This is a genomic window from Streptomyces spinosisporus, from assembly GCF_022698145.1.
Classification (GTDB): domain Bacteria; phylum Actinomycetota; class Actinomycetes; order Streptomycetales; family Streptomycetaceae; genus Streptomyces; species Streptomyces spinosisporus.
On the sequence record NZ_JALDAX010000017.1, the window covers coordinates 16,208 to 30,065 of the forward strand.

At 72.0% G+C, this 13,858-nt stretch carries 13 protein-coding genes; 9 read left to right on the plus strand and 4 right to left on the minus strand.

The window, feature by feature from the left end; translation table 11 throughout:
- Positions 1-4 precede the first annotated feature (4 nt).
- Positions 5-1,195 carry a hypothetical protein gene (locus MQN93_RS33840; RefSeq protein ID WP_242712534.1) on the plus strand — a complete coding sequence of 397 codons (1,191 nt, stop codon included), beginning with the start codon at positions 5-7 and terminating at the stop codon, positions 1,193-1,195.
- Positions 1,196-1,230: 35 nt separating this feature from the next.
- Here MQN93_RS33840 and MQN93_RS33845 read toward each other — a convergent pair whose 3' ends face one another.
- A complete protein-coding gene (locus tag MQN93_RS33845) occupies positions 1,231-2,466 on the minus strand; it encodes a glycosyltransferase 87 family protein (RefSeq protein WP_242712535.1) in 1,236 nt (411 codons plus the stop codon).
- Positions 2,467-2,586: 120 nt separating this feature from the next.
- Between MQN93_RS33845 and MQN93_RS33850 the strand changes: the two genes are divergently transcribed.
- Positions 2,587-3,729, plus strand: coding sequence for a glycosyltransferase family 4 protein (locus MQN93_RS33850; RefSeq protein ID WP_242712536.1), 1,143 nt, complete (start codon positions 2,587-2,589; stop codon positions 3,727-3,729).
- Between the two features lie 90 nt (positions 3,730-3,819).
- Here MQN93_RS33850 and MQN93_RS33855 read toward each other — a convergent pair whose 3' ends face one another.
- Positions 3,820-5,616: an AMP-dependent synthetase/ligase gene (locus MQN93_RS33855; RefSeq protein WP_016435803.1), complete on the minus strand. Its 1,797-nt coding sequence runs from the start codon at positions 5,614-5,616 to the stop codon at positions 3,820-3,822.
- 336 nt (positions 5,617-5,952) lie between these two features.
- On the opposite strand from MQN93_RS33855, the gene MQN93_RS33860 reads away from it, so the two are divergent.
- From MQN93_RS33860 to MQN93_RS33885, 6 genes are all read left to right on the plus strand, one after another.
- A complete protein-coding gene (locus tag MQN93_RS33860) occupies positions 5,953-6,708 on the plus strand; it encodes a metallophosphoesterase family protein (RefSeq protein WP_242712613.1) in 756 nt (251 codons plus the stop codon).
- A gap of 126 nt (positions 6,709-6,834) precedes the next feature.
- Positions 6,835-7,278, plus strand: a complete 444-nt coding sequence (locus MQN93_RS33865; RefSeq protein ID WP_016435805.1) for an SRPBCC family protein — start codon at positions 6,835-6,837, stop codon at positions 7,276-7,278.
- Between the two features lie 113 nt (positions 7,279-7,391).
- A complete protein-coding gene (locus MQN93_RS33870) occupies positions 7,392-8,561 on the plus strand; it encodes an ArsA family ATPase (RefSeq protein ID WP_016435806.1) in 1,170 nt (389 codons plus the stop codon).
- A gap of 57 nt (positions 8,562-8,618) precedes the next feature.
- The gene (locus MQN93_RS33875; RefSeq protein ID WP_016435807.1) at positions 8,619-9,116 is read left to right on the plus strand and encodes a DUF5304 domain-containing protein; all 498 of its coding nucleotides are present in this window, start codon (positions 8,619-8,621) and stop codon (positions 9,114-9,116) included.
- Positions 9,117-9,226: 110 nt separating this feature from the next.
- On the plus strand, positions 9,227-10,180 hold the full coding sequence (locus tag MQN93_RS33880; protein ID WP_016435808.1) for an ROK family glucokinase: 954 nt from the start codon (positions 9,227-9,229) through the stop codon (positions 10,178-10,180).
- A gap of 565 nt (positions 10,181-10,745) precedes the next feature.
- Positions 10,746-11,498, plus strand: coding sequence for an endonuclease/exonuclease/phosphatase family protein (locus MQN93_RS33885; protein WP_037782552.1), 753 nt, complete (start codon positions 10,746-10,748; stop codon positions 11,496-11,498).
- A 30-nt stretch (positions 11,499-11,528) separates the two neighbouring features.
- Here MQN93_RS33885 and MQN93_RS33890 read toward each other — a convergent pair whose 3' ends face one another.
- Both MQN93_RS33890 and MQN93_RS33895 read right to left on the minus strand, forming a co-directional pair.
- A complete protein-coding gene (locus MQN93_RS33890) occupies positions 11,529-12,104 on the minus strand; it encodes a hypothetical protein (RefSeq protein ID WP_016435810.1) in 576 nt (191 codons plus the stop codon).
- On the minus strand, positions 12,097-12,876 hold the full coding sequence (locus tag MQN93_RS33895; RefSeq protein WP_016435811.1) for an alpha/beta hydrolase: 780 nt from the start codon (positions 12,874-12,876) through the stop codon (positions 12,097-12,099). The genes MQN93_RS33890 and MQN93_RS33895 overlap by 8 nt, the downstream gene beginning before the upstream one ends.
- A 192-nt stretch (positions 12,877-13,068) precedes the next feature.
- Here MQN93_RS33895 and MQN93_RS33900 point away from each other — a divergent pair, with 192 nt between their 5' ends.
- A complete protein-coding gene (locus tag MQN93_RS33900; protein WP_037782936.1) occupies positions 13,069-13,824 on the plus strand; it encodes a lysophospholipid acyltransferase family protein in 756 nt (251 codons plus the stop codon).
- Positions 13,825-13,858 lie beyond the last annotated feature (34 nt).

Sequence of the window (13,858 nt, forward strand, 5' to 3'; positions counted from 1 at the left end):
AATCGTGGCTGGTCGTGGACGGGCGTCGAGGTCCGGGGTGGTGGCGCTCGTGCTGCTGCTCGTTTCCCTGGTGGCGTGCGGCGGGCCGCCCGCCGGCGGTATCGGCAAGGTCGAGCTGCAGCGCATCCTCGACGGGCGCTCCACCGCCGTACTCGACCGCGACCGGGCGGCCTTCCTGCGGACGGGCGCGCTCGGCTGGTTCGAGAACGTGCGCGGGGTGCCCCTGCAGAGCTGGTCGTACCGCGTGACCGCGGTGCACGGCAGCGGCGACGAGGCCACCGCCGACGCGGAACTGCGCTACCGCATCCTCGGCTACGACAACGCCCCCGTCACCTCCGGCCGCACCCTGGACCTGTCCCGCAGGGCGAACGGGCACTGGTACGTGACCTCCGACAAGCCCGCGAAGAAATCCGCGCAACAGCTGTGGGACCAGGGCGCGGTGACCGTGGTGCGCGGCAGGCACAGCCTCGTCCTGGGCACCGGCCAGTCCAGCGAGGCGCTGCACTCGTACGCGGATCTCGCCGACCACGCGGTGCCGACCGTGACCGGGGCGTGGGGCACCGACTGGACCGGCCATGTCGTGCTGCTCGTGCCGGGGTCCGTGGAGGGCATGGCGGGGCTGCTGGGCTCGCCCGCCTCCCAGTACCGCGGGATCGCGGCGGTCACCACCGGCGAGGTGGGCGGTCCGCCGCTGGCGCCCGCGGACCGCATCGTCGTCAACCCGGACGCGTACGCCCTGCTCGGTCCGGTCGGCAAGCAGGTCGTCATCACGCACGAGACCACCCATGTCGCCACCCGTGCCCACACCAACCCCGCGACCCCGCTGTGGCTCTCGGAGGGGTACGCCGACTGGATCGGCTATCTGCGCACCGACCGCACCCCCGCCGAGGCCGCACCGGAGCTGGCGCGTGCGGTCGGCGACGGGGACGTGCCGTCCCGGCTGCCGACCGACAAGGACTTCGGGTTCGGCGGGGACGCGACGACGCTCGCGCAGGCCTACGAGAGCGGCTGGCTGGCCTGCCGGCTGATCACCGAGCGGTGGGGCGACGAGCGGCTCGGCGAGTTCTACCGCGCGGTCGGCGACCACAAGTCCCGTACGGGATCGGTCGAGGACGCGATGAAGAAGGTGCTCGGTACGAGCCTCGACGACTTCACCGTGCAGTGGCGGGACTATCTCAGGGCCCAACTCGGCTGATCCGGGCGGCCGGTGCCGTTCCGGGCCCTCCGGTGTCAGGACGAGGTCGAGGTCTCCCTCGTGCGGGTCGCCTGGGCGGGCAGGGCCGGGACCGGCTCGCGGGAGACCGTCGAGCGCCACAGCTCCACGGCTCCGAGGACGCACGCGGCGACCAGCAGGCCGTTGCGCAGGACGAGGAGCGTGATGCCGAGGGTGTCGCTCGCGACGACGTGCTCGAACCAGACGGGGAACTCCAGCACCGTCATCAGGGCGGCCGCGAGGACCAGGCCCACGGGCAGCCCCATCCGGCTGCTGCGGAAGCACATGCAGACCGCCGCCGCGCCGAGCAGCCACACCATGTACTGCGGGCTGATCACCCGGCTGGTCGCGGTGAACATCAGCACCGTCACGAAGGCCGCGTCGGCGAGCGTGTTCGGCAGGAACCGCGTCGCCATCAGCCGCCACAGCAGCAGCCAGCCGAAGGCGACCCCGGTCAGGAACAGGGCGGCCGAGCTGACCAGGGTGACGTAGGGGCCGAGGAACTCCACCGAGCCGTAGTTCAGGAGCACCCGGCCGTTCCAGCCGAAGTGCCGGGCCACGTGGAAGACGAGGGAGCCCAGCGACTCCACCTCGGTGCCGCGGTCGCGCTGGAAGGTCAGGAAGGCGAACGCGCCCGGCATGGTCGCCGCGAACAGCACCGCCAGCGCGGCCACGGTGCCGCCCGCCCATCCCCAGGCGCCGCGTTTGCGGGCGCCGAGCACCAGCAGCGCCGGCCACACCTTCAGCATCGCCCCGAAGCCCACCAGGACACCCATCACCCGCGGGTGCCGGGCGCCCGCCAGCAGCCCGGCCACGGCGACCGCGGTGACCATCACGTCGTAGCGCGCGTAGACGGTCGGCCCGAGCAGCGGTACGCCGGCCACCCACACCCAGGTGCCGCGCAGCGTCTTGCCGGGGCGCAGGCCCGCGTACAGGAGCAGCAGGAGGACGACGAGGTCGGCGAGGAAGGCGAGGACGAAGAAGGCCTGCGCATACGAGAGGAAGCCCAGCAGGGCGGGGGAGAGGACCGGCAGCGCGGCCGCGGGCGGGTACTGCCAGGTGACGTCGCCCAGCGGGAACGTGCCGTGCCGCAGCGTGTCGTACCAGCCCTGGTAGATCACCGACACATCGGTCGTGACGTCCGGGCCGGGGAAGACGAACACCTTGAAGACGAACAGCAGCAGCACCAGCCGCGTCAGGCCCCAGGTCCCCAGCAGCCCGGCCAGGGACCGCCTTGTACCCGCACTGTCCACCGGAGCCCCTGCCTGTCCGTTTCCCGACTTGAGGGGAACATGATGGCGTGCCTTGCTGTGAGCGTGCCACCGACGTGGCCGTGCCGAGTGGTGTGCGCCGGTTGGATAGGGTCGGCGCCGATGCACAAGACCCTGATCGTGACGAACGACTTCCCGCCCCGGCCGGGCGGCATCCAGGCGTTCCTGCACAACATGGCGCTGCGGCTCGACCCCGAGCGGCTCGTCGTCTACGCCTCCACCTGGAAGCGCGGCCGGGAGGGCGCCGAGGCGACGGCCGCCTTCGACGCCGAGCAGCCCTTCACGGTCGTACGCGACCGTACGACCATGCTGCTGCCCACGCCGGCGGCCACGCGCACGGCCGTCGGCCTGCTGCGCGAGCACGGGTGCACTTCGGTGTGGTTCGGGGCGGCGGCGCCGCTCGGCCTGATGGCGCCGGCGCTCCGGAAGGCGGGCGCCGAGCGGCTGGTGGCGACGACCCACGGGCACGAGGCAGGATGGGCCCAGCTGCCCGCGGCGCGGCAACTGCTGCGCCGGATCGGCGAGTCGACGGACACGATCACCTACCTCGGCGAGTACACCCGCTCACGGATCGCCTCCGCGCTCACGCCCGCGGCCGCCCAGCGGATGGTGCAACTGCCGCCGGGCGTCGACGAGAAGACCTTCCACCCGGCGTCGGGCGGGGACGCGGTCCGGGCACGGCTGGGGCTCGCGGACCGGCCGGTCGTCGTGTGCGTCTCCCGGCTGGTGCCGCGCAAGGGCCAGGACACCCTGGTGCTCGCCATGCCCCGCATCCTCGCGGCCGAGCCGGACGTGGCCTTGCTGATCGTCGGCGGCGGCCCGTACGAGAAGGAGCTGCGCAAGCTGGCGCGGGAGACCGGGGTCGCCGACTCGGTGCGCTTCACGGGCGCGGTGCCCTGGTCGGAGCTGCCCGCGCACTACGGCGCGGGCGACGTCTTCGCGATGCCGTGCCGCACCCGCCGGGGCGGCCTCGACGTCGAGGGGCTCGGCATCGTGTATCTGGAGGCCTCCGCGACCGGCCTGCCCGTCGTCGCCGGCGACTCCGGCGGCGCCCCGGACGCGGTGCTCGACGGCGAGACCGGATGGGTGGTCCGCGGCGGCTCCCCGGAGGAGGCCGCCGACCGCATCGTGGCCCTGCTCGGCGACGCGGAACTGCGGCGGCGCATGGGGGAGCGGGGACGGGAGTGGGTCGAGGAGAAGTGGCGCTGGGACCTCCTGGCGGAGAAGCTGAAGACCCTGCTCTGAGCCGACGCTCTGGCACTACGGACGATGGCGCGGGTCCTCGCCGAGGACCCGCGCCATCGTCCGTGGTCGCGAGAAGGCGTACCAGGCGTACTACTTCGCGTAGATCGCCTCGATCTCGCCCGCGTAGTCCTTCGCCACCACATTGCGCTTGAGCTTCAGCGACGGCGTCAGATGGCCCGACTCCTCCGAGAACTGGGAGGCGAGGATGCGGAACTTGCGCACCGACTCCGCCTTCGACACCGCGGCGTTGCCGTCGTCGATCGCCGTCTGGATCGCGGCCAGCAGGTCGGGGTCCTCGCGCAGCGACGCCGCGGTGGAGCCCGCCGGCTTGCCGTGCTCGTCGGCCCAGCGGCCCAGGAACTCGTCGTCGATGGTGACCAGCGCGCCCACGAACGGCCGCCCGTCGCCCACCACCATGCACTCCGCGACCAGCGCGTGCGCCCGGATGCGGTCCTCGATCACGGCCGGGGCGACGTTCTTGCCGCCCGCGGTGACGATGATCTCCTTCTTGCGGCCGGTGATCCTGAGGTAGCCGTCCTCGTCGAGGGTGCCGATGTCACCGGTGTGGAACCAGCCGTCGGTCAGCGCCTCGGCCGTCGCGGCCTCGTTGTTCCAGTAGCCCTTGAACAGGTGCTCGCCGTGCAGCAGCACCTCGCCGTCGTCCGCGATGCGCACCACCGAGCCGGGCAGCGGCTGGCCGACCGTGCCGATCTTGGTCCGGTCCCAGGGGTTGAAGGCGGTGGCCGCGCAGGACTCGGTCAGGCCGTAGCCCTCCAGGACCGTGAAGCCGATGCCGCGGAAGAAGTGGCCGAGGCGCTCGCCCAGCGGGGCGCCGCCGGAGATGGCGTACTCGCCCCGGCCGCCGAGCACCGCGCGCAGCTTGCTGTAGACGAGCTTGTCGAACGTCTTGTGCTTGATCTTCAGGCCGAGCGAGGGGCCCTGCGGGGTGTCCAGCGCCTTGCTGTACGCGATCGCGGTGTCCGCGGCCTTGTCGAAGATCTTGCCCTTGCCGTCCGCCTGCGCCTTGGCGCGCGCCGAGTTGTAGACCTTCTCGAAGACGCGCGGGACGCCGAGGATCAGCGTCGGACGGAAGGAGGCCAGCTCGTCGGTGAGCTGCTTGATGTCGGGGACCGTGCCCAGCTTGATCGGCGCCATCAGCGGGGCGATCTGCACCATGCGGCCGAAGACGTGGGCGAGCGGCAGGAACAGCAGGACCGAGCACTCGCCGGTGCGGAACAGCGGACGCAGCCGCTCCACGATGTTGCCGCACTCGGCGAAGAAGCTGCGGTGCGTGAGCACACAGCCCTTGGGGCGGCCGGTGGTGCCGGAGGTGTAGATGATCGTCGCCGGGTCGTCGGCCCGCGCCAGCGAGCTGCGGTCCTCGACCATGCCGTCGGTGACGCCCTTGCCGAGCCTGCGCAGCTCCTCCAGCGCGCCGGCCTCGATCTGCCAGATGTGCTTGAGGGCGGGCAGCCGGTCGCGCACCGCCTCGACGGCGGCCAGGTGGTTGTCCAGTTCCACGACGACCGCGGTGGCGCCCGAGTCGGAGAGGATCCACTGCACCTGCTCCGGCGAGCTGGTCTCGTAGACGGGAACGGTGATCGCGCCGGCGCACCAGATCGCGAAGTCCAGCAGCGTCCACTCGTACCGCGTGCGGGACATCAGGGCGACCCGGTCGCCGGGCTGGATGCCGGAGGCGATGAGTCCCTTGGCGGCCGCGTGCACCTCGGTGAGGAAGGCAGCCGCCGTCACGTCCTGCCAGGCACCGCCCACCTTGCGGGAGATGATGGCGACATCGGGATGCTGCGCGGCGTTTCTCCGGACGATGTCGGTGAGATTGCCGTCCGCAGGGACCTCGTACAAAGCCGGAAGGCTGAACTCGCGCAAGACTGCTGCTCCTCATAGGGCGCCGGCGCCACGACGTTGTGTGATGCGACGGGGGTCCACGGCTCGGGCAGGTACTCGGGTTTTCAGAGGTTGAAATCCTGAGTAGGACTGAACGGCCCGGACGTTACCCGCCGGTATGGCTTCTTCGACAGGGGGTCCCGGCGAGATGTTCCCTGCGTCACACAGGCTGGTGTTCCATTGCGTACGGTAGTCCACCAGCTAACTGACTGGCCAGTAACCGCAGGGTCACCCAGCACTGTTCACGTACACCGCACACGCTTACCCTTGATCGCCATGGCATCCTCACCAGCCGGCAACCGCAGGACACGTGTTCATGTGGTCAGTGACGTCCATGGCAACGCCCGTGACCTGGCCGGCGCCGGCGAGGGTGCGGATGCCCTGATCTGCCTGGGCGACCTCGTCCTCTTCCTCGACTACGCCGACCACTCGCGCGGGATCTTCCCCGATCTGTTCGGCCGGGAGAACGCCGACCGCATCGTGGAGCTGCGCACCGCCCGCCGCTTCGAGGAGGCGCGGGAGTTCGGGGCCCGGCTGTGGAGCGGTATCGGCTCGGACCGCGCGGCCGTGATCGAGCAGGCGGTGCGCAAGCAGTACGCCGAGATGTTCGCCGCCTTCCCCACCCCGACGTACGCCACCTACGGCAATGTCGACATGCCACCCCTGTGGCCGGAGTACGCCGGCCCGGGCACCACCGTGCTCGACGGCGAGCGCGTGGAGATCGGCGGCCGCGTCTTCGGCTTCGTCGGCGGCGGCCTGAAGACCCCCATGCGCACGCCGTACGAGATCGGTGACGAGGAGTACGCGGCCAAGCTGGAGGCCGTCGGCGAGGTGGACGTCCTGTGCACCCACATCCCGCCGGAGGTGCCGGAACTCGTCTACGACACCGTCGCGCGCCGCTTCGAGCGGGGCAGCCGGGCGCTGCTGGAGGCGATCCGCAGGACCCGTCCCCGGTACGCCCTCTTCGGCCATGTCCACCAGCCGCTCGCGCGGCGGATGCGGATCGGCGCGACGGAGTGCGTGAACGTCGGGCACTTCGCCGGGACCGGGAAACCGTGGGCGCTCGAATGGTGAGGGAACGATGCCGGCGGAACGCAGGTGGGGGTGAAGTCCCCTCCTCACGTGCGCGGTAGCCTTCACGCTGCACACACGTGTGCACGACGACCTCTCTACCGGCCCGCATCTGGAGGAGCCACGGCGATGGCGGAACACACCAGCTCGAGCATCACGATCGAGGCGGCACCGGCCGACGTCATGGGGGTGATCTCCGACTTCGCCCGGTACCCGGACTGGACCGGCGAGGTGAAGGAGGCCGAGGTGCTCGCCTCGGACACCCAGGGCCGTGCCGAGCAGGTCCGTCTCGTCATGGACGCCGGTGCGATCAAGGACGACCAGGTGCTGGCGTACACCTGGACCGGTGAGCACGAGGTCTCCTGGACCCTGGTCAAGTCCCAGATGCTGCGCTCCCTCGACGGCTCCTACCTGCTGAAGCCGGCCGGGTCCGGCGCCACCGAGGTCACCTACCAGCTGACCGTGGACGTCAAGATCCCGATGCTGGGGATGATCAAGCGCAAGGCCGAGAAGGTCATCATCGACCGGGCGCTGGCCGGGCTGAAGAAGCGGGTGGAGTCCGGGGAGAAGTAGCGGGTGGGGTTCGGGGGAGAAGCAGCGGGTCGGTCGGGGGAGCTGTAGCGCCCGCGCTGCACCGGGCGCCGCTCGCGCACGACCGCGCGCCCGCCTCCGTTACGGTTCAGCGCATGCGCACCATCCTGATCACAGGCTCCGGCGGCAGCGGTCGTACCACGATCGCCGCCGCCACCGCCCTGGCCGCCGCCCGCGAGGGAACCCGCACCCTCGTCCTGAGCGCCGACCGCACCGACACCCTCGGCGCGGCCCTCGGTGCGGCCGCGGGACCGGAGCCGAACCGGGTCGCCCCGGATCTCACGGCCTGGCGCCCCGACGCGGCGGCCGGCTTCCGGGACGACCTCACCGCCTTCCAGGAACGCGCGGCCGGCGTCCTCGACCTGCTGGGCGCCGCCCGGCTGGACGCCGAGGAGGTCACACCCCTGCCCGGGGCCGAGGAACTCAGCTTTCTGCGCGCCCTGCGCGACGCCGCGCTCTCGGAGCGCTTCGACCTCCTCGTCGTCGACCTCCCGCCCGTGCCCGGCGCGCTCGCCCTGCTCTCCCTGCCCGAGGAACTGCGCCGCTATCTGCGCCGGCTGCTCCCGCCCGAGCGCCGGGCGGCCCGCGCGCTGCGCCCGGTCCTCGGCAAGCTGACCGGCGTCCCCGTGCCCTCGGAGTGGCTGTACGACACGGCCGCGCGCTGGGACACGGAACTGGCCGCCGTCGAGGCCGTGCTGGCCGACCGCGACACCGTCGTACGGCTGGTCGCGGAGCCCGGCCCGGCAGGCGCGGACGCCGTGCGCACCGCAGCCCTGGGGCTCGCCCTGCGCGGTCTGCGGCCCGACGTCGTGGTCGCCAACCGGGTGCTGCCGGAGCGGGCCGCGGAGGGGTGGCCCTCCGGACTCGTCGCCCAGCAGCGCAAGGCGCTGGAGGAGTGGCAGGAGTCGTACGACGTACGGCCCGTGCACCACCTCGGGCACGACCCCCGCGGCACCGACGACCTCGCCGCCCTCCCCGTCCCCGGCGTCAACGGCGCTGCCTCCACGGTCGAGTGGCCCGTCACCGACCGGCGCGCCGACGACGGTGTGCTGGTCTGGCGGATCCCCCTGCCCGGCGCCATACGCGACGACCTGGACCTCGTCCGGCGGGGCGACGAACTCGTCGTCGCGGCGGGCCCGTTCCGCCGTGTCGTCAGGCTTCCCTCCGTGCTGCGCCGCTGCACCGTGAACGGGGCCGCGCTGCGCGAGGGCGAGCTGCGGATCCGCTTCGCACCCGACCCGGATCTGTGGCCCCGGACCCGGTGAAGCACATACGCCCGTTCGGGTAACGTCGTAGGGACGAACCGTAGTCAGGAGGTCGTCATGAGCGAAGAGCTCCCCCCGTCCGACGCCGAGCAGAACGAGGCGGCCGACGAGGTGCGGGCGACCGACGCCGACGCCTGGTCGACGGCGTGCGCCGAAGACCTCGCGGCGGAGAAGGCCCGCCGCCGCGCCGAGTACGGCCCGCCGCCGGGCTCGGCCGCCGAGGAACTGCGCAAGTTCGTCGACGCCGTCTCCGAGAAGCTGTCGTCCGTCCAGTCCCCGCTGCTCGGCTCCCTCGCCGGACCCGCCGCGCAGCAGGTGGTCAAGCAGGTCGTCCAGCAGGCGAAGGCCGCCGTCGAACCCGTCATCGAACGCAACCCGGACGTCTTCGACCACCTCGCCGCCGCGGGCAACGAACTGCTGGCCGCCTACCGCTCCGCGGTCGTGGCCCAGGAACAGCGGTGGACCACCCGTGCGACGGACCTCCACAAGGACCTCGACGAACGCCGTGACGGCGGCGAGGACACCGGTCCCGGACAGCGCATCGATCTGGACTGACTCCCCCCGCCGTCGGGCCCCGCCTGCCCGGACGCTGGACGCCAGGACTGTCACGGCAGGGCCTCGGGTACGGTTGGCCGTAGCGGGGCTCGACCGAAACTGAGGGATTCATGGGACTCACCATCGGCGTCGACATCGGCGGTACCAAGATCGCGGCCGGTGTGGTCGACGAGGAAGGCAACATCCTCTCGACCCACAAGGTGCCGACCCCGGGCACGCCCGACGGGATCGTGGACGCCATCGCCTCCGCCGTTGAGGGAGCACGCGCCGGGCACAAGATCGTCGGCGTGGGCATCGGCGCGGCCGGCTATGTGAACCGGCAGCGCTCCACCGTGTACTTCGCGCCCAACATCGACTGGCGCCAGGAGCCGTTGAAGGAGAAGGTCGAGAGCCGCGTCGGCCTGCCGGTCGTCGTGGAGAACGACGCCAACGCCGCCGCGTGGGGCGAGTACCGCTTCGGCGCGGGCAAGGGCCACCGCAACGTCATCTGCATCACCCTCGGCACCGGCCTGGGCGGCGGCATCATCATCGGCAACAAGCTGCGCCGCGGCCACTTCGGCGTCGCCGCCGAGTTCGGCCACATCCGCATGGTGCCCGACGGCCTGCTGTGCGGGTGCGGGTCACAGGGCTGCTGGGAGCAGTACGCCTCGGGACGCGCCCTGGTCAGATACGCCAAGCAGCGCGCCAACGCCACCCCCGAGCGGGCCGAGATCCTGCTCGCGCTCGGCGACGGCACTCCCGACGGCATCGAGGGCAAGCACATCTCCATCGCCGCCCGCCAGGGCGACCCGGTGGCCACCGACTCCTACCGCGAGCTGGCCCGCTGGGTGGGCGCCGGTCTCGCCGATCTCGCCTCCCTCTTCGACCCGTCCGCCTTCATCGTCGGCGGCGGCCTCTCCGACGAGGGCGAACTGGTCCTCGACCCGATCCGCAAGTCCTACAAACGCTGGCTCGTCGGCGGCAACTGGCGCCCGGTGGCAGACGTCATCGCCGCCCAACTGGGCAACGGCGCGGGCTTGGTGGGAGCAGCGGACCTGGCCAGGGAGCCGGATCCGATCATGTAGCCGGGGGCCGCGGGGGCGGGGCCGTGTGATTGCGGGGCGGGTGCCGTGTGCCCGCGGGGCCGGTGTTCGCGTGGTCGGTGCCCGCGTGCCGGTGACCGATGCCTGCTCGGCCGGTGACCGCGTGGCGGGCGACCGGGCCCGCTTAACTGGCGACCGCGTGGCCGGTGCCCGGTGACCGGTGCGCGCGTGACCGGTGATCGGCGCCCGCTCGCCCAATGCCCGCTGGGCCGGTGACCGGTAACCGTGCGGTCGGCGCCCTGCGCCGGTCTCGGGTGGGGCCGGTGCCAGGTGTCCGCCTGGCCGGTGATCGCTCGGCGCCCGCTTGGCCGGTCCCGCGCGGTCGGTGCCCGATGCCTGCTTGGCCAGTGACCGTTCGGCCGGTGCCCGGTGCCCGGTGCCCGGTGCCCGGTGCCCGGTGCCCGGTCCCCGGTGTCCGCGCCCCCAGCGCCCCGTGCCGGTCTCCGCTGCCAGTCGTGCTCGAGTGTGATGAGCTCGCCGTGTTCGAGCGTGATGAGCCCGCCGTGCCCCGGCGTGGGGCGGCGGGGCTCGTCGTATGTTGATCGGCATGGCGACTTCGACCCCGCTGCCCAACTCCCGCACCGAACCCGACGGTTCCGTCCTGCGTGTCCTCAGTTACAACATCCGCTCCCTGCGCGACGACACCGCGGCCCTCGCCCGGGTGATCGGCGCCTGCGCCCCGGATCTCGTGCTGATCCAGGAGGCCCCCCGGTTCTTCCGCTGGCGCAAGAAGCTGGCCCGGCTGGCCGCGGCCTCCGGCCTGGTGGTGCTCACCGGAGGTGCGACCGCCGCAGGACCGGCCATCCTGTGCAGCCTGCGCGCGACCGTCGAGCGCACCGAGGACGTACTGCTGCCGCTCACCCCGGGGCAGCACCGCCGCGGCTTCGCCACCGCCGTCGTACGCTTCGGCGGCGCCCGCCTCGGCGTCCTGAGCTGTCACCTCTCCCTGCAGAAGGACGAGCGGTACGAACAGGGCGGCATGCTCCTCGACCGCCTCGCCGGCCTCGGCGTGGACCACGCGGTCGCGGGCGGCGACCTCAACGAGCGGCCCGGCGGCCCCACCTTCAGCCGCCTCGCCGACGGCCTCCAGGACTGCCGGGCCGTGGCGCCCTGGGGCGGCGAGAACACCTTCACGCCCGTCACCCCCTTCCAGCGCATCGACGCGATCTTCGCCACGAAGGGCGTCGAGGTGCTCGGCTGCGGGGTGCCGCTGGGCCTGCCGGGAGTGACGGAGACAGACCTGAGGGCGGCCACGGACCACCTTCCGGTCCTGGCCGCCCTCAAAGTGCCGGTCGGCTAGCCGAGCAGCGCAGTGCCGGCCGGCCGAGGGTCAGACGACGGCCCCGCGCCCCGGGTCGTCGTCGTCCTCGTCGTCCGTCCGCATCCGTACGACCAGGGTGGCGAAGCCGCCCACGAAACCGCCGATGCTGAGCGTGGCGAGCCACCAGGTCATGTCCCACCCCAGCACCACCGCCAGCAGGAGCAGGATCGGACCGCCGATCACGCCCAGCCAGGCGAACTTCGCCGTCGTGTCCGCGGCGGGCAGCGGCGGCGGCTCCGGCGGGACGAAGTGGCCCTCGTCGTCCTCGTCGAAGTCGTCCTCGGACGGCTCGGCCGCCGCGTAGTCGCGAGGGCCCACGCCGGGGGCGAAGGAGACCGAGCCGCCGAGAGGCCGCGCGGGCCTGTCCTTCTCGGGCGTCTCGCCCTTGGGCCCGTCGTTCGTGTCGTTGGGCTCCGTCTCCAGCAGCGCGAGATCCTCGACGGGCTTGAACGGCTTGCTGCCCGGCGGGTCCTTCGGCTCGTCGCCGTAACCGGCGACGATCGCCGCCCAGGCGGCGTCCTCGTCGAAGGGGACGCCCTGCTCCTCGGGCTCGAGATCCTCGCGGTCCGAGTCGTGCTCAGCCACCTACGGCCGTCCCTTCCTTGCCGACACTGGGTGCGAGCCGGGCGATGAACGCGAGGCTCTCGTCGAAAATCCGGTCCGCGTCGTGGTCCAACGTCGCCACGTGGTAGCTCTGTTCCAGCAGGATCTCCGTCACGTCGTGCGAGGAGACCCGGCTGAGGATCCGCGCCGAGTCGGCCGGCGGCACGACATGGTCCTGCGGGCTGCGCAGCACCAGCAGCGGCTGGGTGACCTGCGGCAGTTCACCGTCGACCAGCCGGAAGAAGTTCCGCAGGGAGTGGGCCGCGTGCAGCGGCACCCGGTCGTACCCCAGCTCGGCGCCGCCCTCCTTGGCGATGTCGCTCGCGATGCCCCGCGTCGTCCGTACGAGATGACGTGCCACCGGAAGGGCGTAGGGGGAGAGGCCGTGCATGCGGTTGGCCGGGTTGACGACGACCACCCCGCCGACCGCCTCCCCGTGCTTGGCCGCCAGCCGCAGCGCCAGGGTCCCGCCCATCGACAGGCCGGCCACGAACACCTCGGTGCAGCGCTCGCGCAGGGACCGCAGCTCGCGGTCCACCTCGGCGTACCAGTCCTGCCAGCCCGTGAGCTGCATGTCCTCCCAGCGGGTGCCGTGGCCGGGCAGCAGCGGCAGCGACACCGTCAGGCCGTGCTCGGCCAGGCGCTTCGCCCAGGGGCGCAGCGACTGGGGGGAACCGGTGAAGCCGTGGCAGAGGAGGACGCCTGTTTCCCCGCCCTCATGGCGGTACGGCTCGGCTCCAGGAAGGACCGGCACCTTCGGTCTCCTGTTCATGAGGAGTGACAGTTCTTGAGGAAGTGACAGTTCATGAGAGTGACGTGAAGTCCAGGTGTGCTTCACCGTACGCGACCGCACTGACACCGACCAGGGCCGTCGGAGCCTTTGGGGGTGGGCCGGGTTAAGGTCTGAGCGAAGGAGTCAGGAGGCACTCGGTTGTTGTACGGCACGATGAAGGTCGCCATCGGGGGACCGCTGAAGGTTGCCTTCCGGCCCTGGGTGGAGGGCCTGGAGAACATTCCGGCCGAGGGCGCCGCCATCCTGGCGAGCAATCACCTCTCCTTCTCCGACTCGTTCTTCCTGCCCGCGATGCTCGACCGCAAGGTGACCTTCATCGCCAAGGCCGAGTACTTCACCACGCCCGGCGTCAAGGGCCGGCTGACGGCGGCCTTCTTCAAGAGCGTCGGCCAGCTCCCGGTGGACCGCTCCGGGGCGCGCGGCGCGGGCGAGGCGGCCATCAAAAGCGGTCTCGAAGTGCTGGAGCGCGGCGAGCTGTTCGGCATCTACCCCGAGGGCACGCGCTCGCCCGACGGCCGGCTCTACCGGGGCAAGCCCGGCGGCCTCGCGCGCGTGGCGCTCGCCTCCGGCGCCCCCGTCATCCCGGTCGCGATGATCGACACCGAGAAGATCCAGCCGCCCGGCCAGGTGATGCCCAAGCTGATGCGCCCCGGCATCCGCATCGGCAGGCCCCTCGACTTCAGCCGCTACCAGGGCATGGAGCACGACCGCTTCGTCCTCCGCGCGGTCACCGACGAGGTCATGTACGAGATCATGAAGCTCTCCGGCCAGGAGTACGTCGACATGTACGCGACCGCCGCCAAGCGGCAGATCGCGGAAGCGGCGAAGGCGGAGAAGGAGGCCGAGAAGGCGGCGAAGGCCGCTCTCGCGCAGGCCGGGAAGGAACAGGCCGAGAAGGAGAAGTCCTAGCCTAGGGTGGGGACGGTCCGGGCCTGGAGGGGGA

Coding starts and splice junctions, on each gene's coding strand:
- MQN93_RS33850 (WP_242712536.1), top strand. CDS start 2,587: ATGCACAAGACCCTGATCGTGACGAACGACTTCCCGCCCCGGCCGGGC.
- MQN93_RS33865 (WP_016435805.1), top strand. CDS start 6,835: ATGGCGGAACACACCAGCTCGAGCATCACGATCGAGGCGGCACCGGCC.
- MQN93_RS33870 (WP_016435806.1), top strand. CDS start 7,392: ATGCGCACCATCCTGATCACAGGCTCCGGCGGCAGCGGTCGTACCACG.
- MQN93_RS33875 (WP_016435807.1), top strand. CDS start 8,619: ATGAGCGAAGAGCTCCCCCCGTCCGACGCCGAGCAGAACGAGGCGGCC.
- MQN93_RS33880 (WP_016435808.1), top strand. CDS start 9,227: ATGGGACTCACCATCGGCGTCGACATCGGCGGTACCAAGATCGCGGCC.
- MQN93_RS33885 (WP_037782552.1), top strand. CDS start 10,746: ATGGCGACTTCGACCCCGCTGCCCAACTCCCGCACCGAACCCGACGGT.
- MQN93_RS33900 (WP_037782936.1), top strand. CDS start 13,069: ATGAAGGTCGCCATCGGGGGACCGCTGAAGGTTGCCTTCCGGCCCTGG.